General features: G+C 71.4%; 20 protein-coding genes and 1 riboswitch. Of the genes, 19 read left to right on the top strand and 1 reads right to left on the bottom strand.

Annotated elements, in window-relative coordinates; genetic code table 11:
• The first annotated feature begins 37 nt into the window (after window positions 1-37).
• From rpoZ to ribD, 8 genes are all read left to right on the top strand, one after another.
• Window positions 38-337 carry a DNA-directed RNA polymerase subunit omega gene (gene rpoZ / locus ACJMNC_RS00745; RefSeq protein WP_408946048.1) on the top strand — a complete coding sequence of 100 codons (300 nt, stop codon included), beginning with the start codon at window positions 38-40 and terminating at the stop codon, window positions 335-337.
• A gap of 10 nt (window positions 338-347) precedes the next feature.
• Entirely contained in the window at window positions 348-1622 is a 1275-nt protein-coding gene (coaBC, locus tag ACJMNC_RS00740; RefSeq protein ID WP_408946047.1) for a bifunctional phosphopantothenoylcysteine decarboxylase/phosphopantothenate--cysteine ligase CoaBC, read from the top strand.
• 68 nt (window positions 1623-1690) lie between these two features.
• Complete coding sequence (gene metK, locus ACJMNC_RS00735; protein WP_408946046.1) at window positions 1691-2905, top strand: methionine adenosyltransferase; 1215 nt, start codon at window positions 1691-1693, stop codon at window positions 2903-2905.
• A gap of 145 nt (window positions 2906-3050) precedes the next feature.
• Window positions 3051-4991: a primosomal protein N' gene (locus tag ACJMNC_RS00730; protein WP_408946441.1), complete on the top strand. Its 1941-nt coding sequence runs from the start codon at window positions 3051-3053 to the stop codon at window positions 4989-4991.
• 1 nt (window position 4992) lies between these two features.
• Window positions 4993-5931 carry a methionyl-tRNA formyltransferase gene (fmt, locus tag ACJMNC_RS00725; RefSeq protein ID WP_408946045.1) on the top strand — a complete coding sequence of 313 codons (939 nt, stop codon included), beginning with the start codon at window positions 4993-4995 and terminating at the stop codon, window positions 5929-5931.
• Window positions 5928-7340, top strand: coding sequence for an RsmB/NOP family class I SAM-dependent RNA methyltransferase (locus ACJMNC_RS00720; protein ID WP_408946044.1), 1413 nt, complete (start codon window positions 5928-5930; stop codon window positions 7338-7340). Before fmt ends, ACJMNC_RS00720 begins: the two co-directional genes overlap by 4 nt.
• A 97-nt stretch (window positions 7341-7437) precedes the next feature.
• Window positions 7438-8157: a ribulose-phosphate 3-epimerase gene (gene rpe / locus ACJMNC_RS00715; RefSeq protein WP_408946043.1), complete on the top strand. Its 720-nt coding sequence runs from the start codon at window positions 7438-7440 to the stop codon at window positions 8155-8157.
• 41 nt (window positions 8158-8198) lie between these two features.
• Window positions 8199-9188, top strand: a complete 990-nt coding sequence (gene ribD / locus ACJMNC_RS00710) for a bifunctional diaminohydroxyphosphoribosylaminopyrimidine deaminase/5-amino-6-(5-phosphoribosylamino)uracil reductase RibD (protein WP_408946440.1) — start codon at window positions 8199-8201, stop codon at window positions 9186-9188.
• Here the strand turns inward: ribD and ACJMNC_RS00705 are convergent.
• Window positions 9185-9448 carry a LapA family protein gene (locus tag ACJMNC_RS00705; RefSeq protein ID WP_408946042.1) on the bottom strand — a complete coding sequence of 88 codons (264 nt, stop codon included), beginning with the start codon at window positions 9446-9448 and terminating at the stop codon, window positions 9185-9187. The two genes, ribD and ACJMNC_RS00705, sit on opposite strands and share 4 nt — an antisense overlap.
• A 140-nt stretch (window positions 9449-9588) precedes the next feature.
• Window positions 9589-9773: riboswitch (FMN riboswitch) on the top strand.
• Window positions 9774-9831: 58 nt separating this feature from the next.
• On the opposite strand from ACJMNC_RS00705, the gene ACJMNC_RS00700 reads away from it, so the two are divergent.
• The 11 genes from ACJMNC_RS00700 to tpiA all read left to right on the top strand — a co-directional run bounded on the left by ACJMNC_RS00700 (window position 9832) and on the right by tpiA (window position 20988).
• A complete protein-coding gene (locus tag ACJMNC_RS00700; RefSeq protein ID WP_408946041.1) occupies window positions 9832-10485 on the top strand; it encodes a riboflavin synthase in 654 nt (217 codons plus the stop codon).
• 7 nt (window positions 10486-10492) lie between these two features.
• The gene (locus ACJMNC_RS00695; protein WP_408946040.1) at window positions 10493-11803 is read left to right on the top strand and encodes a bifunctional 3,4-dihydroxy-2-butanone-4-phosphate synthase/GTP cyclohydrolase II; all 1311 of its coding nucleotides are present in this window, start codon (window positions 10493-10495) and stop codon (window positions 11801-11803) included.
• Complete coding sequence (ribH, locus tag ACJMNC_RS00690; RefSeq protein ID WP_408946039.1) at window positions 11800-12276, top strand: 6,7-dimethyl-8-ribityllumazine synthase; 477 nt, start codon at window positions 11800-11802, stop codon at window positions 12274-12276. Before ACJMNC_RS00695 ends, ribH begins: the two co-directional genes overlap by 4 nt.
• Window positions 12273-12779, top strand: a complete 507-nt coding sequence (locus ACJMNC_RS00685) for a PH domain-containing protein (protein ID WP_408946038.1) — start codon at window positions 12273-12275, stop codon at window positions 12777-12779. The genes ribH and ACJMNC_RS00685 overlap by 4 nt, the downstream gene beginning before the upstream one ends.
• Window positions 12780-12842: 63 nt before the next feature.
• On the top strand, window positions 12843-14846 hold the full coding sequence (gene uvrC / locus ACJMNC_RS00680; RefSeq protein WP_408946037.1) for an excinuclease ABC subunit UvrC: 2004 nt from the start codon (window positions 12843-12845) through the stop codon (window positions 14844-14846).
• A complete protein-coding gene (rapZ, locus tag ACJMNC_RS00675) occupies window positions 14843-15754 on the top strand; it encodes an RNase adapter RapZ (RefSeq protein WP_408946036.1) in 912 nt (303 codons plus the stop codon). Before uvrC ends, rapZ begins: the two co-directional genes overlap by 4 nt.
• Window positions 15751-16767 (top strand): uridine diphosphate-N-acetylglucosamine-binding protein YvcK, encoded by a 1017-nt coding sequence (yvcK, locus tag ACJMNC_RS00670; protein WP_408946035.1) that lies wholly within the window; start codon window positions 15751-15753, stop codon window positions 16765-16767. Before rapZ ends, yvcK begins: the two co-directional genes overlap by 4 nt.
• 61 nt (window positions 16768-16828) lie before the next feature.
• Window positions 16829-17812 carry a DNA-binding protein WhiA gene (gene whiA, locus ACJMNC_RS00665; protein WP_408946034.1) on the top strand — a complete coding sequence of 328 codons (984 nt, stop codon included), beginning with the start codon at window positions 16829-16831 and terminating at the stop codon, window positions 17810-17812.
• A gap of 149 nt (window positions 17813-17961) precedes the next feature.
• Window positions 17962-18978, top strand: a complete 1017-nt coding sequence (gap, locus tag ACJMNC_RS00660) for a type I glyceraldehyde-3-phosphate dehydrogenase (protein ID WP_408946033.1) — start codon at window positions 17962-17964, stop codon at window positions 18976-18978.
• 4 nt (window positions 18979-18982) lie between these two features.
• A complete protein-coding gene (locus tag ACJMNC_RS00655) occupies window positions 18983-20200 on the top strand; it encodes a phosphoglycerate kinase (protein WP_408946032.1) in 1218 nt (405 codons plus the stop codon).
• Window positions 20200-20988, top strand: coding sequence for a triose-phosphate isomerase (gene tpiA / locus ACJMNC_RS00650; RefSeq protein ID WP_408946031.1), 789 nt, complete (start codon window positions 20200-20202; stop codon window positions 20986-20988). Before ACJMNC_RS00655 ends, tpiA begins: the two co-directional genes overlap by 1 nt.
• Window positions 20989-21051: the final 63 nt, after the last annotated feature.

The raw sequence follows: 21051 nt of genomic DNA, 5'->3' as shown, positions 1-21051 counted from the left end.
CGGGATCTAGATATTTTTTCACTGTGCAGGAGATTGCGTGAGCACCCAGACCGACATCGAGATCGACGCCGTCGTCGACGAGCCCGTCTACGACACCCCGCTGGGCATCACCGACCCGCCGATCGACGAGCTGCTCGAGCGCGCCTCGTCGAAGTACGCCCTGGTGATCTACGCGGCCAAGCGTGCCCGCCAGATCAACGACTACTACAACCAGCTCGCCGACGGCATCCTCGAGTACGTGGGACCGCTGGTGGAGCCGGGCGTTCACGAGAAGCCGCTGTCGATCGCTCTCCGCGAGATCCACTCCGACCTGCTCGAGCACACCGAAGGCGAGTAGGGCGCCGGCCGTGGCAGAGCGCTCCACGACCCGTCGTCGTATCGTCGTCGGCGTCGGCGGCGGAATCGCCGCATACAAGGTCTGCTCGGTCATCCGGCACTTCACCGAGGCCGGCCATGACGTCCGGGTGATCCCCACCCGCGCCGCGCTGAAGTTCGTCGGCGCCGCCACCTTCGAGGCGCTGTCCGGCAACCCTGTCACCACCGAGGTCTTCGACGACGTCGACGAGGTGGCCCATGTGGCGCTGGGGCGGCAGGCGGATCTGGTGGTGATCGCACCGGCCACCGCCGATCTGATGGCCCGGGCCGCCGCCGGCCGCGCCGACGACCTGCTGACCGCCACCCTGCTCACCGCGCGGTGCCCGGTGCTCTTCGTGCCGGCCATGCATACCGAGATGTGGGAGCACCCGGCCACGGTTGAGAACGTCGCCACCCTGCGCCGGCACGGGGCCACCGTCGCCGTACCCGCCTCGGGCCGGCTGACCGGTGCCGACACCGGCGCCGGCCGCCTGCCCGAACCCACCGAGATCGGGCTGCTGGGCGATCTGCTCCTGGCCCGCCCCGACGCCCTCCCGCACGACCTGGGCGGGGTGCGCATGCTGATCAGCGCCGGCGGCACCCGCGAAGCCCTTGATCCGGTCCGGTACCTGGGCAACCACAGCTCCGGCAAGCAGGGGTACGCACTGGCTCGGGCCGCGGCACAGCGCGGCGCCCAGGTGACCCTGGTCGCCGGCGCCGTCGACGAGCCGGGAGAACCGGCCGCGGTGGAGGTGGTGCGCATCGCCTCGGCGCGGGAACTGCAGGAGCAGATGATCCGGCGCGCCGCCGAGGCCGACGTGGTGATCATGGCCGCCGCGGTGGCCGACTTCCGGCCCGTGTCGGTGGCCGGCGCCAAGATCAAGAAGGGCGAGAGCGGTCCGGCTCCGATCGAGCTCGACACCAACCCCGACATCCTGGCCGGCCTGGTGGCCGGCCGCACCGCCGGTGAGATCCCCGAACGCACGGTGATCGTGGGATTCGCCGCCGAAACCGGCGACGAACACGGCGGGGTCCTCGACCACGGCCGGGCCAAACTCCGCCGTAAGGGCTGCGACCTGCTGGTGGTCAACGCGGTGGGCGACGGCCGGGCCTTCGGAACCGAGGACAACACCGGCTGGCTGCTGGCCGCCGACGGCACCGAAATCGGCTTGCCGTACGGTTCGAAGACATTGATGGCGAGCAGAATCCTTGACGAAGTGGCCTCCCTCGTGCCGAATGGTGAGGGCGGCCGCAGCGGCGAGGTCTGACTGCGGCCATCGAGCGTCGACACCGAAGCATCGAAACCGCACTGCTGCACGAGATCCGAGAGGAACCGATGACTGCGTCATCTTCACGCCTGTTCACCAGTGAGTCCGTGACCGAGGGCCACCCCGACAAGATCTGCGACGCGATCAGCGACTCGATCCTGGACGCACTGCTCGGTCAGGACCCACACGCCAAAGTGGCGGTCGAGACGCTGGTCACCACCGGACAGGTGCACGTGGCCGGCGAGGTGAACACCACCGCCTACGCAGACATCCCGACGATCGTGCGCGAGAAGATCCTCGAGATCGGTTACGACTCGTCCACCAAGGGCTTCGACGGCGCCTCGTGCGGTGTGAATGTGGCCATCGGCGCGCAGTCCCCGGAGATCGCGCAGGGTCTGACCGACTCGCACGAGAAGCAGACCGGCACCCACGCCGACGAGAAGGACCTGCAGGGCGCCGGTGACCAGGGCCTGATGTTCGGCTTCGCCACCGACGAGACCCCCGAGCTGATGCCGCTGCCGATCGCACTCGCGCACCGGCTCGCCCGCCGGCTCACCGAGGTCCGCAAGAGCGGCGTGCTGCCGTACCTGCGCCCAGACGGCAAGACCCAGGTCACCATCGAGTACGCCGACGATCTGCCGGTCCGGCTCGACACCGTGGTGGTCTCCACCCAGCACGCCGCCGACATCGACATCGCGGGCATGCTCACCCCGGACATCGAAAAGCACGTCCTGGCACCGGTTTTCGAGGAACTGGAGCTGCCGACCCCGCTCGACACCTCCAACCCGCGGCTGCTGGTCAACCCGACCGGCTCCTTCGTGCTCGGCGGGCCGATGGGCGACGCCGGCCTGACCGGTCGCAAGATCATCGTCGACACCTACGGCGGCTTCGCCCGGCACGGCGGCGGCGCCTTCTCCGGCAAGGACCCGTCCAAGGTGGACCGCAGCGCGGCGTACGCCATGCGCTGGGTGGCCAAGAACGCGGTCGCGGCGGGGCTGGCCAAGCGCATCGAGGTGCAGGTGGCCTACGCCATCGGTAAGGCGGCCCCGGTGGGCCTGTTCGTCGAGACCTTCGGCACCGAGAAGGTCGACACCGGCACCATCCAGAAGGTCATCTCGGAGGTCTTCGACCTGCGGCCGGCCGCGATCGTCGCCGACCTGAACCTGCTGCAGCCGATCTACGCGCCGACCGCCGCCTACGGGCACTTCGGCCGGACCGACGTCGACCTGCCGTGGGAGCAGACCAACCGGGTGGCCGAGCTGCGGGCCGCCGCCGGTCTGTGACCGCGCGCATGTGACTGCACCGCTGCCGGACGAGGACGGATCGGCACCGGAACCGTCCGCTCCGGTGCCGGAGAAGACGACGTCCGCCGAGGCGAAGAACCGGCGGCTGCCGGCCGGGTCGCGGCCGGTGGCCCGGGTGCTGCCCATGCTGTCGCTGGCGCACCTGGACCGGCCGTTCGATTACCTCGTCGACACCAAACAGGACGCGGACGCCCAGCCGGGCGTCCGCGTCCGTGTGCGCTTCTCCGGTCGGCTGGTGGACGGCTACCTCCTCGAACGCCTCGAGACCAGCGAGCACGGCGGGAGGCTGGCCTGGCTCGACCGGGTGGTCTCCCCGGAGCAGGTGCTCACCGCCGAACTGGCGGAGCTGGCCCGGTCGGTGGCACAGCGCTACGCCGGAACCATGCCCGACGTGCTGCGGCTGGCCGTCCCGCCGCGGCACGCCCGCGTGGAGAAGGCGCAACCGCCGCCCCCGCCGGAGACCGCACCGGAGCCGCCCGACTGGTCCGGCTGGCAGAGCTATCCCGCGGCCGCCGGATTCCGCGATGCGGTGCTCGCCGGCCGGGCGCCGCGCGCCTGCTGGCAGGCGCTGCCGGGGGAGGACTGGGCGGCCCGGCTCGCCGAGCTGGCAGCCGCCGTCGCCGCCGCGGGACGCGGTGTGGTGATCGTGGTGCCCGATCAGCGCGATCTGGACCGGCTGGCCGCCGCCTGCGCGCCGCTGCTCGGCGACTGGTGTGTGGCCCTGGCCGCCGGGCTCGGACCCACCGCCCGCTACCGGCGCTGGCTGGCGGTGCTGCGCGGCCAGGCCCGGGTGGTGATCGGCACCCGCAGCACGGTTTTCGCACCGGTGCGTGAACTGGCACTGACGGTGGTCTTCGACGACGGCGACCAGAGCCTCGTCGAGCCGCGCACCCCGTACCCGCATCCGCGGGAGGTGGCGGTACTGCGTGCGCACCAGACCCGATCGGCGCTGCTCGTCGGCGGCTTCTCCCGGACCGCCGAGGCCCAGGCCCTGGTCGAGTCGGGGTGGGCGCACGATCTGCTGGCCGCACGTGAGACCGTCCGCGCCGTCATGCCGCGCATCACCGGCATCTCCGACGACGACCGCCGGATCGCCGGGGATCCGCTGGCCCGCGCCGCCCGCATTCCGGCGATCGCCTTCGATGCCGCCCGCCGGGCCCTGGCGGCCGACGCCCCCGTCCTGTTCAGCGTCCCGAGACGCGGCTACCTGCCGTCGGTGGCATGCGCCCGGTGCCGCGCTCACGCCCGCTGCCGCGCCTGCCGGGGACCGTTGCAGATGAGCGACCGCGGCGACCTGTCGTGCCGCTGGTGCGGCCGCCCCGAACAGCGCTTCGTCTGCCCGGCGTGCGGCGGCACGGCCGTCCGGGCGCTGATGGTGGGCGACAAGCGCACCGCCGAGGAGCTCGGCCGTGCCTTTCCCGGGGTTCCGGTGGTCACCTCCGGCGGCGACAAGATCGTCGACGACCTGCCGGAGGGGCCGCGGGTGGTGGTCGCCACGCCGGGCGCCGCACCGAGCGCCCCCGGCGGCTACGGCGCCGCCGTGCTGCTCGACACCTGGGCGCAGCTCGACCGCGAGGATCTGCGGGCCGCTGAGGAGTCGGTGCGGGCCTGGATGAGTGTCGCGGCACTGGTGCGTCCGCACGGCGACGGCGGGGCGGTGGTGATCGTCGCCGAAGCCGCCCATCCCGCGGTGCAGGCCCTGATCCGTTGGGACCCGGTCGGTTTCGCGGCCGGCGAGCTGGAATCCCGGGCCGTACTCGGCTTTCCGCCGGCGGTCACCATGGCCTCGATCGACGGGGCGCCGGCGGCGGTCGCGGCCTTCCTGGACCTGCTGCGGCTGCCCGACCGCGCCCAGCTGCTCGGCCCGGTGCCGTTGCCGTCGGGGGTGCGCCGCCCGGCCGGGGTGGACGAGGCCGCCGACGTCGAGCGGGTACTGGTGCGCACCGAGCGGGCCCGGGGCCGCGAGCTCGCCGATGCGCTGCGGGCCGCGCAGGTCCTGCGCCACGCCCGTCATGAAGACACGGCGGGTATCCGGGTCCAGGTGGATCCGCCTACCATCGGTTGACATGAGAGTGGTGTTCGCGGGTACCCCGCAGGCGGCCGTGCCGACCCTTGCCGAATTGCTCGCCTCCGAGCATCACCAGGTGGTCGGGGTGATCACCCGGCCCGACACCACCGCCGGCCGCGGCCGCCGCACCGTCCGCTCCGAGGTGGGCACGCTCGCCGACGAACACGGCCTCGAGGTGCTCACCCCGGCCCGGATGGGCGATCCGGAGGTGACCGAGGCCCTGAGCCGGTGGCAGCCGGAGATCGGCGTGGTGGTGGCCTACGGCGGGCTGGTGCCGCCGTCGGTGCTCACCGCCCTGCCCTACGGCTGGATCAATCTGCACTTCTCCGTGCTTCCGGCGTGGCGCGGCGCCGCCCCGGTGCAGGCCGCCATCGCAGCCGGCGACGATGTGACCGGGGCCAGCGTCTTCGCCCTGGAGGAGGGTCTGGACACCGGACCGGTCTTCGGCTCGCTCACCGCCCCGATCCGGTCCACCGACACCGCCGGCGACCTGCTCGAACGGCTCGCCGCTTCCGGCGCGGGACTGGTGACGTCCGTGCTCGACGGGCTGGCCGTCGGTGAGCTGGCCGCGGTGACGCAGGATCCGTCCGGCATCTCGCACGCCCCCAAGATCACCTCGGCCGACGCCCAGGTGCGCTGGAATCTGCCTGCGCACATCGTCGACCGCACCATCCGCGCGCACACCCCGGCGCCCGGTGCGTGGACCCTGCTCGGCCGCGACCGCATCAAACTGGGCCCGGTGACCGTGGCCGATGGCGACGACGCCCCCGACGGCCTGGCACCCGGACAGCTCGCGGCAGGCAAGAAGGCGGTCTTCGTGGGCACCGGCGCACGGCCGGTGCGTCTCGGCACGGTGCAGCCGCCCGGGAAGAAGGCGCTGCCGGCGGCGGACTGGGCCCGCGGCGCGCGCCTGGACGGTTCGGAGGTCTTCGCATGACCGGCGGCCGCGGCGAGCAGGTCTCCCGGGACAAGAAGCTCCGGGACAAGTCCGTCGATCCGGTACGGGAGACCGCCCGCGATGTGCTCCGGGCCGTCCGGGAGCGTGACGCCTACGCGAATCTGCTGTTGCCCACCCTGCTCCGCGAACGCGGGCTCACCGGGCGCGACGCCGCCCTGGCCACCGAACTGACCTACGGAGCCGCGCGCAGTCAGGGCCTGCTCGATGCGGTGATCGCGCAGTCCGCGGGCCGGCCCGTCGACCAGATCGACGGTCCGCTGCTCGACGTGCTGCGCCTGGGCGTGTACCAGCTCCTGCGCACCCGGATCGCCCCGCATGCGGCCGTGTCCACCTCGGTGGACCTGGTGCGCAGCGAGGCGGGCATGGGGCCGTCCGGTTTCGTCAACGCGGTGCTGCGCAAGGTCTCTCAGCGTGACGAACGGCATTGGGTGGACGCGCTCGCCCCGTCGATGGCCGACGACATGGTCGGTCACCTCGCCTTCGCCTATGCCCACCCCCGGTGGATCGCCGAGGTCTTCGTCGACGCCCTGGGCGGTCGCGTGGGCGAACTGCAGGCCGCGCTCGCGGCCGACGACGAGCGGCCCATCGTGCACCTGGTGGCGCGCCCCGGTCAGATCACCGCCGAGGAACTCGCGCTGATCAGCGGGGGAGAACAGGGCCGGTACTCGCCGTACTGCGTCTACCTGCCCGACGGCGGCGACCCGGGCCGGCTCGATGCCGTGCGGGAGGGCTTCGCGGGTGTCCAGGACGAGGGCAGCCAGCTCGTCGCCCTGGCTCTCGAACGCGCCCCGCTGGAGGGCGAGTCCACCGGCCGGTGGCTGGACCTGTGCGCCGGTCCGGGTGGTAAGGCGGCGCTGCTCGGCTCGCTCGCCGACCTGTCCGGGGCACACCTGGACGCCGTCGAGGTGTCGGCGCATCGGGCCGAGCTGATCGAGAAGGTCGTCGACGGACTGCCGGTGACCGTGCACGTGGCCGACGGCCGGGACAGCGGGCTGAAGCCCGGCTACGACCGGGTACTCGTGGACGCACCTTGCTCGGGTCTGGGCTCGCTGCGCCGGCGTCCGGAAGCGCGCTGGCGCCGGACCCCCGGCGAGATCCCCGGCCTGGTGGAACTGCAGCGCGAATTGCTCGGTGCCGCACTGGATCTGGTACGCCCCGGCGGAGTGGTGGTCTATTCGACCTGTTCACCGCATCCGGCCGAGACCACCGGTGTGGTCGGCGCGGTGCTGGCCGACCGGCCCGGAGTGACCCAGCTCGATGCGCGGCCGCTGGTGGCAGGCGACATGGTCGATCCCGCCGGCTTCGGCGACGGACCGCAGGTGCAGCTGTGGCCCCACCGGCAGGACACCGACGCGATGTTCCTGGCCGTGCTGCGCCGGGAACGCTGAACGACGCATCACGGGACGCTCGCGCCGCGAGCGGTGGTCAGTGCGGCGAGTCCCGGTCGGCGGCGGCGGGCAAGCGCTGTTCAGTAGACTGTCGCGCATGTGTGAACACGCCCGTCCCGCACCGATGATCGCTCCGTCGATCCTGTCCGCCGACTTCGCGAACCTCGCTTCCGAGATCGCCGCGGTCGGCCCGTCGAGCGTCGATCCGGGCGTCGACTGGGTGCACGTGGACGTGATGGACAACCACTTCGTCCCCAACCTGACCCTCGGACTGCCGGTGGTGCATTCGCTGCTCAAGGCCACCACGATCCCGCTGGACTGCCACCTGATGATCGAGGATCCGGCCCGCTGGGCACCGCCGTACGCGGAGGCCGGGGCGCACAACGTCACCTTCCACGCCGAGGCCACCGACGATCCGATCGCCGTCGCCAAGGACATCCGCGCAGCCGGCGGGCGCGCCGGGCTGGCCATCAAGCCGGGCACCGCGCTCGAGCCCTACCTGGAGGTGCTCACCGGCTTCGACACCCTGCTGGTGATGAGCGTCGAACCCGGCTTCGGCGGACAGAGCTTCATGCCCGAGGTCCTCGACAAGGTCCGCACCATCCGGAAGATCGTCGACCGCGGGGATCTGCGGCTGCTCGTCGAGATCGACGGGGGCATCAGCGCCTCGACCATCGAGCAGGCCGCCGAAGCCGGGGTGGACTGTTTCGTCGCCGGTTCGGCCGTCTACTCCGGCGACGATCCCGCCGCCCGCGTCGCCGAACTGCGCGCGCTGGCCACCGCCGCGCAGAGCGCGCCGGCCGGCCAGGACCGCTGACACCGGTGACGCCGCAGCCCGCCCCGGCCGTCGCCGCCGCCATGGCGACGGCGCTGGCCGAATCGGCGGGCGCCCAGGGCCTCAGCAGCCCCAACCCGCCGGTCGGGGCGGTCGTCCTCGACGCTGAGGGCCGCATCGCCGGTGCCGGGCACACGCGCGAACCGGGCGGACCGCACGCCGAGATCGTGGCACTGGCCCAGGCCGGACCGGCGGCGGCCGGCGGCACGGCCGTGGTCACCCTCGAACCGTGCAACCACACCGGCCGCACCGGCCCCTGCAGCCGCGCACTGATCGACGCCGGCATCGCGGCCGTGCACTATGCGATCGCCGACCCCAATCCGCAGGCGGCCGGGGGAGCCGAGACCCTGCGCGCCGCCGGCGTCGCGGTGACCGGAGGTGTCCTCGCCGACGAGGTGAGCCGCGGACCGTTGCGCCCCTGGCTCTTCCGGCAGCAGCACGGCCGGCCGCTGATCACCCTCAAACTCGCGGCCGCCGCCGACGGGCGGATCGCCGCACCGGACGGCACCAGCCGCTGGATCACCGGTCCGGCGGCCCGCGAGCACGCGCACGCGCAGCGGGCACGGATCGACGCGATCGTGGTCGGCACCGGCACCGCGCTGGCCGACGACCCGGCGCTCACCGCCCGTCGCGCGGACGGCGGCGACCACCCGCACCAGCCCGCCCGGGTGGTGCTCGGCCACCGGGAGGTGCCGGCCGGGGCGCGGCTGCGCGGTCCCGGCGGACCGCTCATCGACGTGCGCTCGCACGACCCGCACGCGGTGCTCGCCGCCCTCCCGGACGCACTGTGGGTGCTCGTCGAGGGCGGACCGACGGTGGCCGGGGCCTTCCTGGCCGCCGGTCTGGTCGATCACGTCCAGCTCTATCAGGCGCCGGTGCTGCTCGGCGGGGGCGCCGCAGCCGTCGACGATGCGTCGGTGACCACCCTGGCGCAGGCCACCCGGATGCGACGGGAGGCCGTCACCGAACTCGGCGACGACCTCCTCATCGACTTCGCGATCGAACGCGGCTAGCCGCGCTCCTTGCCGCGGTAGCGGCCCACGTACCAGCCGACCAGCACACCCACGATCGCGGTGATGGTGAGCATCAGCCACACCGGCGAACTGATGTCCACCCAGAAGACGGTGAAGTTGGCCCTGTTGGTGTTCTGCGCGATGAAGATGATGGCCAGGATCACCAGGATCAGCGGCAGCCAGTTCCGGGTGAGGAAGTTCAGGACGTCGCGGCCGAAAGAACGCTGGGCCGGCGCGGACGGTGGGGGGTTCTTCGACATCGTCTAACTCCATGGATAGCCGTCGCTGCGGGACGGGAGGGTGTGTCACGGTGACGGCTTTTCCGTCACCCTGGGTTCATCTAACACCGCAGGACACAGGTGGTGGCGGCGGCGCGCAATCCTGGCACGTGATAGCGTCGAATCGTTCTCGGGGCGGGGTGTAATTCCCCACCGGCGGTGATGATCCGCCCGGCCCGCCGGGCCGGGACCGGAGACGAGCCCGCGAGCGCCCGTCGGCGCCGACTTCGGTCGCGACGACGGGGACGAGCAGATTCCGGTGCGAATCCGGAGCCGACGGTCACAGTCCGGATATGAGAGAACGACGACGCGGCATCCGGCCGCGGCCGCATCCGTCCCGAGCATCACGGTGTGAGGAGAGACGGGTGTTTACCGGAATCGTGGAGGAACGCGGCACCCTCGTGGCGCGCGAGAACTTCGATCAGGCTGCTCGGCTGCGGATCCGCGGCCCCCTGGTCACCAGCGACGCATCCTTCGGCGACTCGATCGCCGTCAACGGTGTCTGTCTGACCGTCGTCGAACTCGACGGCGACGAATTCACCGTCGACGTGATGGCCGAGACGCTCCGGCGCAGCTCCCTGCAACGCCTGGTGGCCGGGTCACCGGTCAACCTCGAACGGGCGATGGCCGCTGACGGCCGCTTCGGCGGGCACATCGTGCAGGGCCATGTGGACGGCGTCGGCGAGATCCTCGCCGTCAGCCCCACCGAGAACTGGACCGTGGTGCGCATCGGGCTGCCCGGCGCGCTGGCCCGGTACGTGGTGGAGAAGGGTTCGATCACCGTCGACGGCATCTCGTTGACCGTCTCGGCGCTCGGCCGCGACGGGGATCGGGACTGGCTGGAGGTGTCGCTGATCCCCACCACTCTGTCCGAAACGAACCTCGGATCGGCCGGCGTCGGCGCCGAGGTGAATCTGGAAGTCGATGTGATAGCCAAGTACCTGGAACGGCTCACCGACCACGGCCGGGAGGCCGCCGCGGGAACCGGGAACGGCACGTCAACGCAGGAAGGCGCGTGAGCTGACGATGAGTGAAGAGACCACCGGGCCGGTGAAGCTCGACAGCGTGGAGCGGGCGATCGCCGACATCGCCGCCGGCAAAGCCGTCGTCGTCGTCGACGACGAGGACCGCGAGAACGAGGGCGATCTGATCTTCGCGGCCGAGAAGGCCACCCCCGAACTGCTCGCCTTCATGGTCCGGTACACCTCCGGCTACGTCTGTGTGCCGCTCGAGAGCGAGGACTGCGACCGGCTCGGGCTGCCGCCGATGTTCGCGCAGAATCAGGACAAGCACGGCACCGCCTACACGGTCACCGTGGACGCCCGGGAGGGTGTGGGCACCGGGATCAGCGCCGCCGACCGGGCGACCACCGTCCTCAAGCTCGCCGATCCCGATGCGGCCCCGCACGACTTCACCCGGCCCGGGCACGTGGTGCCGCTGCGCGCCAAGGAGGGCGGCGTGCTGCGCCGTCCCGGGCACACCGAAGCCGCCGTCGACCTGGCCAAGCTGGCCGGGCTGCGGCCGGCCGGCGTCATCTGCGAGATCGTCAGCCAGAAGGACGAGGGCCACATGGCCCAGACCGACGAGCTGCGGGTCTTCGCCGACGAGCACGGCCTCGCGCTGATCTCGATCGCCGACCTGATCGCCTGGCGCCGCCACCACGAGAAGCACGTGGTCCGCGTCGCCGAGGCGCGCATTCCCACCGCCTTCGGCGACTTCCGCGCGGTGGGCTATTCGAGCCCGTACGACGACGTCGAGCACGTCGCGCTGGTGATGGGCGACATCCCCGGCCCGGACGGCAAAGGCGACGACGTGCTGGTACGCGTCCACTCCGAGTGCCTGACCGGCGACGTCTTCGGCTCGCTGCGCTGCGACTGCGGGCCGCAGTTGCACGCAGCCATGGAGATGGTGGCCGCCGAGGGCCGCGGCGTGGTGCTCTACATGCGCGGCCACGAGGGCCGCGGCATCGGGTTGCTGCACAAGCTGCAGGCCTATCAGCTCCAGGACGCCGGCGCCGACACCGTCGATGCCAACCTGGAACTGGGACTGCCCGCCGATGCCCGCGACTACGGTCTCGGAGCGCAGATCCTGGTGGACCTGGGCATCCGGTCGATGCGGCTGCTCACCAACAACCCGGCCAAGCGGGTCGGCCTCGACGGCTACGGCCTGCACATCGTCGACCGCGTCCCGATGCCGGTGCGCGCCAACAAGGAGAACCTCCGGTATCTGCGCACCAAACGCGACCGGATGGGGCACGACCTGGTGGGCCTGGACGTGGACGATCCGGCCGAAGCCGATGCGATGGGCGTACTGAACGACTCGGGAGAGGGTGCATGAGCAAACACGGAGAACCGACGCTGGAGCTGGCCGCGGCCGGCGGACTGAAAGTGGCGATCGTCGCCTCGCAGTGGCACGAGAGAATCTGCACGGCGCTCCTGGACGGGGCCGTGTCGGCCGCCGCCCGGGCCGGGGTGACAGATCCGACCATCGTTCGGGTGGCCGGCGCTATCGAGCTGCCGGTGATCGTGCAGGCACTGGCCCGCAGCCACGACGCGGTGATCGCGCTCGGCGTGGTGATCAAGGGGGAGACCCCGCACTTCGAGTACGTCTGCGACGCGGTGACCGCAGGACTGACCCGGGTCTCGCTCGACGAGTCCACCCCGGTCGGCAACGGTGTACTGACCACCCTCAACGAGGCACAGGCCCTCAACCGGGCCGGGCTGCCCGACTCCGCGGAGGACAAGGGTGCGCAGGCGATGACCGCGGCGCTCGCCTCCGCGCTGGTGCTCGCCGACCTCGCCGGCCGATGACCGTCCTCGAGCGGCTGTACGAGCGACTCGATGCGTCCTCGGACGGCTGGGACTACGTCTACCGGCCGCGCGCCTTCAGCATCATCGCCGTCTGGGTGGCGCTGGTGGTGATCGCCATCCACGTCACCTTCGGCCTGCTGCTGTCGATCTCGTACACCGGCGTCAACATCGGCTGGGGTGACAAACTGGCACTGATCTGCATCGGGCTGGTGATCGCCGGGGCCGTGCTGCTGGTGACCCGGGCCCGGCTGCGGGTGGGACCGGACGGCGTGGGCGTGCGCAATCTGGTCTCCGAGCGGGTGTACGGCTGGGACCAGGTGGTCGGCATGAGCTATCCCGACGGCGCCCAGTGGGCCCGGCTGCTGTTTCCGCACGACGAACACATCCCCGTGATGGCCGTGCAGGCCCGCGACGGCGACGCCGCGGTGCAGGCCATGCGGCACTTCCGCGAACTGCGCGCCCGGTACACCGATCCGGACGGATCCGGCGGCGGCCCGCACTGATCCCGCGGCCCGCGGACCGGGGCCGGGCCGCCTTTGTCGTCCCCTCGGACTAACCTGGGGTCTGTGGCCGATCCGACGACCTACCGCCCGGCGCCGGGCACCATCCCAACCGACCCCGGCGTCTACAAGTTCCGCGATGCGCACGGGCGGGTCATCTACGTCGGCAAGGCCAAGTCGCTGCGGTCGCGTCTGACGTCCTATTTCGCCGACCTGTCGACGCTGCACCCGCGCACCCGGCAGATGGTGACCACCGCCGCCTCGGTGGAGTGGACGGTGGTGGGCACCGAGGTCGAGGCGCTGCAGCTCGAATACAACTGGATCAAAGAGTTCGATCCGCGCTTCAACGTCCGCTACCGCGACGACAAGACCTATCCGATGCTCGCGGTGACCATGAACGAGGAGTACCCGCGGGTCTTCGTCTACCGCGGACCGCGCCGGCCGGGGGTGCGCTACTTCGGTCCGTACTCGCACGCCTGGGCGATCCGCGAGACCGTGGATCTGCTCACCCGCGTCTTCCCGGTGCGCACCTGCTCCAACGGCGTCTTCCGGCGCAATGCGCAGATGGGACGGCCGTGCCTGCTCGACTACATCGACAAATGCGCCGCACCCTGCGTCGACCGGGTCAGCGCCGACGAGCACCGCGCCATCGCCGAGGACTTCTGCGACTTCCTGGCCGGCCGCACTGATTCGCTGATCCGCAAACTCGAGCGCGAGATGACCGCCGCCGCAGAGGAATTGGACTTCGAGCGGGCGGCACGGCTGCGTGACGACATCGCCGCGCTGCAGCGCGCCATGGAGAAGCAGGCGGTGGTGCTCGGCGACGGCACCGACGCCGATGTGATCGGCATGGTCGGCGACGAGCTGGAGACCTCGGTGGCCGTCTTCCATGTGCGCGACGGCCGCGTCCGCGGCGAGCGGGGCTGGGTGGTGGAGGTGCAGGAGAACGCGACCCCGGCCCAGCAGGTGGGCGCCTTCCTGCTGCAGTTCTACGGCGACGAGTACGAAGGCGGCGCACCCGGGGCCAGCTCCGGGGTGCCGCGCGAGGTGCTCGTGCCGGCCCTGCCCGAGGACGTCGACGATCTCACCGCCTGGCTCTCCCAGCGCCGGGGGAGCCGCGTGTCGCTGCGCGTCCCGCAGCGCGGCGACAAGGCGGCGCTGGCCGGCACCGTCGAACGCAATGCGGGCGAGGCGCTCACCCGGCACAAGCTCAAGCGGGCCGGTGATCTGACCACCCGGTCGGCGGCACTGACCGAACTGCAGGAGGCGCTCGGCATGGACGAGGCGCCGCTGCGGATCGAATGCGTCGACATCTCGCACGTGCAGGGCACCGACGTGGTCGCCTCGCTGGTGGTCTTCGAGGACGGGCTGCCCCGCAAATCCGACTACCGGCACTATTCGATCCGGGAGGCGGCCGGCGACGGCCGCTCCGACGACGTCGCCTCCATCGCCGAGGTCACCCGGCGCCGGTTCGCCCGCCACCGGGCCGATCAGGACGCCGGGAGCCCGGCAGGTGCGGGCACCGCCCCCGACGAGGACAACGGCGGCGATGCGGCTCCGGAGGCGGCGATCGACCCGAAGACCGGGCGGCCCCGGCGCTTCGCCTACCCGCCCAACCTGTACGTGGTCGACGGCGGTGCACCGCAGGTGCATGCGGCGGCCTCGGTGCTCGACGAGCTGGGGGTGACCGATGTGACGGTGATCGGCCTGGCCAAACGGCTCGAAGAGGTGTGGATCCCCGGCGACGACGACCCGGCGATCCTGCCCCGCAACTCCGAGGCCCTGTTCCTGCTGCAGCGGGTGCGCGACGAGGCACACCGTTTCGCGATCACCTTCCACCGGTCCAAACGCAGCAAGCGGATGACCGCCTCGGCACTCGACGGGATCGCCGGCCTCGGTGCCACCCGGCGCACCGCACTGGTGACGCATTTCGGCTCGGTGGCGCGGCTGAGCACGGCGACGGTCGAGGAGATCGGCGAAGTGGCCGGTATCGGACCGGCGACCGCCCGTAGCGTGTATGACGCATTGCACCCGCACACGGATGAACTGACAGGAAGGACCTCGCGGTGAGCGAGAACGACACGGCGACCACGGTCCTGTTCGTCACCGGACTCTCCGGGGCGGGCCGCACCTCGGTGGCCAAGGTGCTCGAGGACGAGGGCTGGTATGTGGCCGACAACGTGCCGGTCTCGGTGATCCGGCAGGTCATCGACCGTATCGGCGACGATGCCGACGGTCACGCGGACGGACGGGTGCCCAAAGTGGCCATGGTGGTGCGCGCCACCGGTCCGGCGTTCGGGGAGGAGCTGGCCACCCTGCGCGACGAGCTCGCCGCCGACGGCGCCCACGTGGCCACGGTCTTCGTCGACGCCTCCGACGAGGTGCTGGTGCGGCGCTTCGAACAGGTCCGCCGGCGGCACCCGCTGCAGGGCTCGCGCACCCTCTCGGACGGCATCGCCGACGAACGCGCCATGCTGGCCCGGGCGCAGGCCGACGCCGACGTGCGGATCGACACCTCCAACCTCAGCTCCACCCGGCTGCGATCGATCGTCGAGAAGGCCTTCCCGGCGTCGGCCGGCGACCGGATCTCGATCACCGTCCAGTCCTTCGGCTTCAAATACGGGCTGCCGGTGGACTGCGACCTGGTGGCCGACGTGCGTTTCCTGCCCAACCCGTACTGGGTGCCCGAGCTGCGCGAGTCCACCGGCCGCGACGCCCCGGTGCGCGACTACGTCCTGGGTCAGCCCGACGCCGAGGACTTCGTCGGTCGGTACGTGGGGCTGGTCGACATCGTCGCCCGCGGCTATCAGCGCGAGGGCAAGGGGTACATGACGATCGGCATCGGCTGCACCGGTGGAAAGCACCGCAGTGTGGCGATGAGCGAGGAGCTGGCGCGCCGGCTCGCGGCCGAGACCGGCGAGGACGGTGCCGCCCGCTACGAGGTGGAAGTGAGCCACCGGGATCTGGGGCGCGAATGAGCGGCGCGGACCGGGCCGGGGGTGCCCGCCCGCTGCGCATCGCCTCCCTCGGCGGCGGGCACGGGCTGTTCAACACGCTCACCGCCATGCGCCGGCTCTCCAGCGACGTGACCGCCGTGGTGACCGTCGCCGACGACGGCGGCTCGTCGGGCCGGCTGCGCAACGAACTCGGCCTGATCCCGCCGGGCGATCTGCGGATGGCGCTGGCCGCGCTGACCGCAGCGCCGGCCGCCCTCGAGGAGCTCGACCAGCGTGACCCGGCCGCAGCCCGCCGGCGGCGGCTGTGGGCACGCGTGCTGCAGCACCGGTTCGGCGGCAGCGGCGCGCTGGCCGGCCATCCGGTGGGCAATCTGCTGCTCAGCGGCGTCGACGAGGTGACCGGAGACATGGTCGAGGCGCTCGAGGCGCTGATCGAGCTGTTCGGCGTCGAGGGGGCGGTGCTGCCGATGTCCACCGCCGCACTGGTCATCGAAGCCGATGTCACCGGGCTGGAGGAGGATCCGCGGATGAGCCGGGTGATCCGCGGGCAGGTCGCCGTCGCCACCACCCCCGGTGTGGTACGCCGCGTCCGGCTCGATCCGGCGGCCCCGCCGGCCTGCCCGGCCGCCGTCGACGTCATTCACACGGCCGACGTGGTGACGATCGGTCCGGGCTCGTGGTTCTCCAGCGTCATTCCGCACGTGCTGGTGCCCGATCAGCTCGCCGCGCTGCGCCGGACCGGCGGCCGGAAGATCCTGTTCGTCAACCTGGCCGCCGAACCGGGGGAGACCACCGGATTCTCCGTCGAACGGCACCTGCATGTCCTGCATGCGCACGCCGACACCCTGCGGGTCGACGACGTGGTCGTCGACGAGGGTTCGGTACCGGCGGGCCGGGAACGGGAGCACCTCGAACGTGCGGCGCATACCATCGGTGCACGCCTGGTCATCGCCGATCTCGCGGTGCCCGGAACCGCGGTCCACGACCCGGAGCGGATGGCCGCCGTCGTCGACCGACTGCTGCTCGAGGGCTAGGCCCGGCTAGGGTGAATGGTCGGGGGTCGGCAACGACCAAGTCGGAGGAGGGGCATTTTTCGTGGCGATGACCGGAGCAGTGAAGGACGAGCTCTCACGTCTCACGGTGCCGCAGATGAGTTCGCGTAAGGCGGAGGTCTCGGCGCTGCTGCGCTTTGCCGGCGGGCTGCACATCGTGGCCGGCCGCGTCGTCGTGGAAGCCGAGGTGGACCTGGGCAACGTGGCGCGGCGTCTGCGGCAGGAGATCCACGACCTGTTCGGCTACACCTCCGAGGTCCACGTCCTGCGATCGGGCGGTATCCGCAAATCCGCCCGCTACATCGTGCGGGTGACCAAGGACGGCGAGGCCCTGGCGCGTCAGACCGGACTGCTCGACCCGCGCGGCCGGCCCGTCCGCGGACTGCCCGCACAGGTGGTCGGCGGCAGCATCGGCGACGCGGAAGCGGCCTGGCGCGGCGCCTTCCTGGCGCACGGCTCGCTCACCGAACCGGGCCGGTCCTCCTCGCTCGACGTCAGCTGTCCGGGACCGGAGGCGGCACTGGCGCTGGTCGGCGCGGCGCGCAGGCTCGGCGTGGTGGCCAAGGCCCGCGAGGTGCGCGGCAGCGACCGGGTGGTGGTGCGCGACGGCGAGGCCATCGGCGCCCTGCTCACCCGGATGGGGGCGCACGACACCCGCCTGGTGTGGGAGGAACGCCGGATGCGGCGTGAGGTGCGGGCCACCGCCAACCGGCTCGCGAACTTCGACGACGCCAATCTGCGCCGCTCGGCACGCGCCGCCGTCGCCGCCGCCGCCCGCGTCGAACGCGCGCTGGAGATCCTCGGCGACGAGGTGCCCGATCATCTGGTGGCCGCCGGACGGCTGCGGGTGGAGCACCGCCAGGCCTCCCTCGAAGAGCTCGGTCAGCTCGCCGACCCGCCGATGACCAAGGACGCGGTCGCCGGCCGCATCCGGCGGCTGCTGTCGATGGCCGACAAGAAGGCCCGCACCGAAGGCATCCCGGACACCGAGTCCGCGGTGACCCCGGAACTGCTCGACGACGCCTGACCGGCCCGGGCAGGGTGAGCAATCCCACCTGGACGCGCCGATGTGCATCAGGACCTTCTCTACACGTGGGGCCTCCGGCCGATTAGGCTTAGACGGTAGTGGGCCGGAGATGAAGACCGGCCCGGAACCCCATGGCTAAGGAGCTCACTGTGACTGTTCGGGTAGGCGTCAACGGATTCGGCCGGATCGGCCGTAACTTCTTCCGTGCGATCGAGGCGCAGAAGGCGCTCGGCACCACCGACATCGAGATCGTCGCGGTCAACGACCTGACCGACATCAACACCCTCGCCCACCTGCTGAAGTTCGACTCCATCCTGGGACGCCTCGACAAGGACGTGCGCGTCGAGGGCGACGAGATCGTGGTCGGCGAGCAGCGCATCAAGGCCCTGGCCATCAAGGAGGGCCCGGCGGCCCTGCCGTGGGGCGACCTGGGCGTCGACATCGTCGTCGAGTCGACCGGCATCTTCACCGCCCGCGACAAGGCCCAGGGCCACCTGGACGCCGGCGCCAAGAAGGTCATCATCTCCGCTCCGGCCTCGGACGAGGACATCACCATCGTGATGGGCGTCAACGACGACAAGTACGACGGCAGCCAGAACATCATCTCCAACGCCTCGTGCACCACCAACTGCCTCGGCCCCTTCGCCAAGGTCCTGCACGACAACTTCGGCATCAAGCAGGGCCTGATGACCACGGTCCACGCCTACACCCAGGACCAGAACCTGCAGGACGCCCCGCACAAGGATCTGCGCCGCGCCCGCGCCGCCGCCATCAACATCGTGCCCACCTCCACCGGTGCGGCCAAGGCGATCGGCCTGGTGCTCCCGGAACTGAAGGGCAAGCTCGACGGCTACGCGCTGCGGGTGCCGATCCCCACCGGCTCGGTCACCGACCTGACCGCCGAGCTGGAGAAGCCGGCCACCGCCGAGGAGATCAACGCCGCGATGAAGGCCGCCGCCGAGGGGCCGCTCAAGGGCATCCTGAAGTACTACGACGCGCCGATCGTCTCCAGCGACATCGTCACCGACCCGCACAGCTCGCTGTTCGACGCCGGACTGACCAAGGTCATCGGCAACCAGGTCAAGGCCGTCTCCTGGTACGACAACGAGTGGGGCTACTCCAACCGCCTCGTCGACCTCATCGGCCTCGTCGGCAAGTCCCTCTGACGCCATGGCTGTCCGTACTCTGGAAGACCTTCTGGCCGAAGGGGTTTCGGGCCGCGGGGTGCTGGTCCGCTCGGATTTCAACGTGCCGCTCGACGGCACCGAGATCACCGATCCGGGCCGCATCGTGGCCAGTGTCCCCACGCTGACCAAGCTCGTCGAGGCCGGTGCCAAGGTGATCGTCACCGCGCATCTGGGCCGACCCAAGGGACAGCCGGACCCGGCGCTGTCGCTGGCCCCGGTCGCCGCCCGCCTGGCGGAGGAACTGGGCCGCAATGTGCAGCTGGCCGGCGACGTCGTCGGCTCGGATGCGCTCGCCCGGGCCGAGGGCCTCACCGACGGCGACGTGCTGCTGCTGGAGAACATCCGCTTCGATCCGCGAGAGACCTCCAAGGACGACGCCGAGCGCCGCGCGCTCGCCGCCGCCCTGGTCGAGCTCGTCGGTGACGACGGGGCCTTCGTCTCCGACGGCTTCGGGGTGGTGCACCGCAAGCAGGCCTCGGTCTACGACGTGGCCACGCTGCTGCCGGCCTACGCCGGCGACCTGGTCGCCACCGAGGTGGCCGTGCTGGCCAAGCTGACCGGCGAGACCGAGCAGCCCTACGCGGTGGTGCTCGGCGGCTCCAAGGTCTCCGACAAGCTCGGCGTCATCGAGGCGCTCGCGCCCAAGGTGGACACCCTGGTGATCGGTGGCGGCATGGCCTTCACCTTCATCAAGGCCCAGGGCAGCCCGGTGGGCGATTCGCTGCTGCAGGAAGACATGATCGACACCTGCAAGGACCTGCTCGAGCGGTTCGGCGACGTGATCCACCTGCCGCACGACATCGTGGTGGCCGACGCCTTCGCCGCCGACGCCGAGACCTCGATCGCGCTCACCCGGGACGGCTTCACCGAGGGCATGGGTCTGGACATCGGTCCGGGGACCGTCGAGCGCTTCTCGGCGGTGCTGACCGGGGCCAAGACCATCTTCTGGAACGGTCCGTCCGGCGTCTTCGAGTTCGAGAAGTTCTCCAACGGCACCCGCGGGGTGGCCGAGGCCATCGCCGCAGCCACCGAAGACGGCGCGTTCAGCGTGGTCGGCGGCGGCGACTCGGCGGCCGCGGTCCGCTCCTTCGGGCTGCCCGACAGTGCGTTCTCGCACATCTCCACCGGCGGCGGCGCGTCCCTGGAATACCTCGAGGGCAAGGAACTGCCCGGTCTGTCCGTACTGGAGGTGCAGAACTGATGGCCAGCCGTACCCCGCTGATCGCGGGAAACTGGAAGTGCAATCTGAACCATCTCGAGGCGATCGCCCTGGTGCAGAAGATCGCCTTCGCGCTGCCGGAGAAGTACTTCGAGAAGGTCGACGTGACGGTGATCCCGCCGTTCACCGACATCCGCAGCGTGCAGACCATCGTCGACGGCGACAAGCTGCTTCTGACCTACGGTGCCCAGGATCTGTCCGAGCACGACTCGGGCGCCTACACCGGTGAGATCAGCGGCGCCTTCCTGGCCAAGCTGGGCTGCACCTTCGTCGTCGTCGGGCACTCGGAGCGGCGCACGCTGCACGGCGAGACCAATGAGACGGTGCTGGCCAAGACCAAGGCCGCGCTGCGTCACGGTCTGACTCCGATCGTCTGCATCGGCGAGGGGCTCGAGGTCCGCGAGGCCGGAGAGCACGTCGCCTACAACGTCGAGCAGATCAAGGCCTCGCTGGCCGGACTGTCGGCCGCCGAGATCGCGCAGACCGTGGTGGCCTACGAGCCGGTCTGGGCCATCGGCACCGGCCGGGTGGCCAGCGCCGACGACGCCCAGGAGGTGTGCGCCGCCGTGCGCGGCGCACTGACCGAACTCGCCGACGCGGAGACCGCGGCGGGGGTGCGGGTGCTCTACGGCGGTAGCGTCAACGCCAAGAACGTCGGCGACATCGTCGGCCAGAACGACGTGGACGGCGCCCTGGTGGGCGGCGCCTCGCTCAAGGCCGACGAATTCGCCCAGCTCTCGGCGATCGCCGCCGGAGGCCCGCTGCTGTGACCGGTGCGGCGGTCGCGTCCGCGCGGCCGCTCAGCCCGGTGCACGGCGATCAGACGAACATCG

The organism is Gordonia sp. VNK21 (assembly GCF_046098115.1).
GTDB lineage: Bacteria > Actinomycetota > Actinomycetes > Mycobacteriales > Mycobacteriaceae > Gordonia.
Note: the sequence above shows the minus strand (reverse complement) of the source record. Positions and strands in the feature narration are given on the sequence as shown.

Coding starts and splice junctions, on each gene's coding strand:
- metK (WP_408946046.1), top strand. CDS start 1,691: ATGACTGCGTCATCTTCACGCCTGTTCACCAGTGAGTCCGTGACCGAG.
- ACJMNC_RS00730 (WP_408946441.1), top strand. CDS start 3,051: ATGCTGTCGCTGGCGCACCTGGACCGGCCGTTCGATTACCTCGTCGAC.
- fmt (WP_408946045.1), top strand. CDS start 4,993: ATGAGAGTGGTGTTCGCGGGTACCCCGCAGGCGGCCGTGCCGACCCTT.
- ACJMNC_RS00720 (WP_408946044.1), top strand. CDS start 5,928: ATGACCGGCGGCCGCGGCGAGCAGGTCTCCCGGGACAAGAAGCTCCGG.
- rpe (WP_408946043.1), top strand. CDS start 7,438: ATGTGTGAACACGCCCGTCCCGCACCGATGATCGCTCCGTCGATCCTG.
- ribD (WP_408946440.1), top strand. CDS start 8,199: ATGGCGACGGCGCTGGCCGAATCGGCGGGCGCCCAGGGCCTCAGCAGC.
- ACJMNC_RS00705 (WP_408946042.1), bottom strand. CDS start 9,448: ATGTCGAAGAACCCCCCACCGTCCGCGCCGGCCCAGCGTTCTTTCGGC.
- ACJMNC_RS00695 (WP_408946040.1), top strand. CDS start 10,493: ATGAGTGAAGAGACCACCGGGCCGGTGAAGCTCGACAGCGTGGAGCGG.
- ribH (WP_408946039.1), top strand. CDS start 11,800: ATGAGCAAACACGGAGAACCGACGCTGGAGCTGGCCGCGGCCGGCGGA.
- ACJMNC_RS00685 (WP_408946038.1), top strand. CDS start 12,273: ATGACCGTCCTCGAGCGGCTGTACGAGCGACTCGATGCGTCCTCGGAC.
- yvcK (WP_408946035.1), top strand. CDS start 15,751: ATGAGCGGCGCGGACCGGGCCGGGGGTGCCCGCCCGCTGCGCATCGCC.
- ACJMNC_RS00655 (WP_408946032.1), top strand. CDS start 18,983: ATGGCTGTCCGTACTCTGGAAGACCTTCTGGCCGAAGGGGTTTCGGGC.
- tpiA (WP_408946031.1), top strand. CDS start 20,200: ATGGCCAGCCGTACCCCGCTGATCGCGGGAAACTGGAAGTGCAATCTG.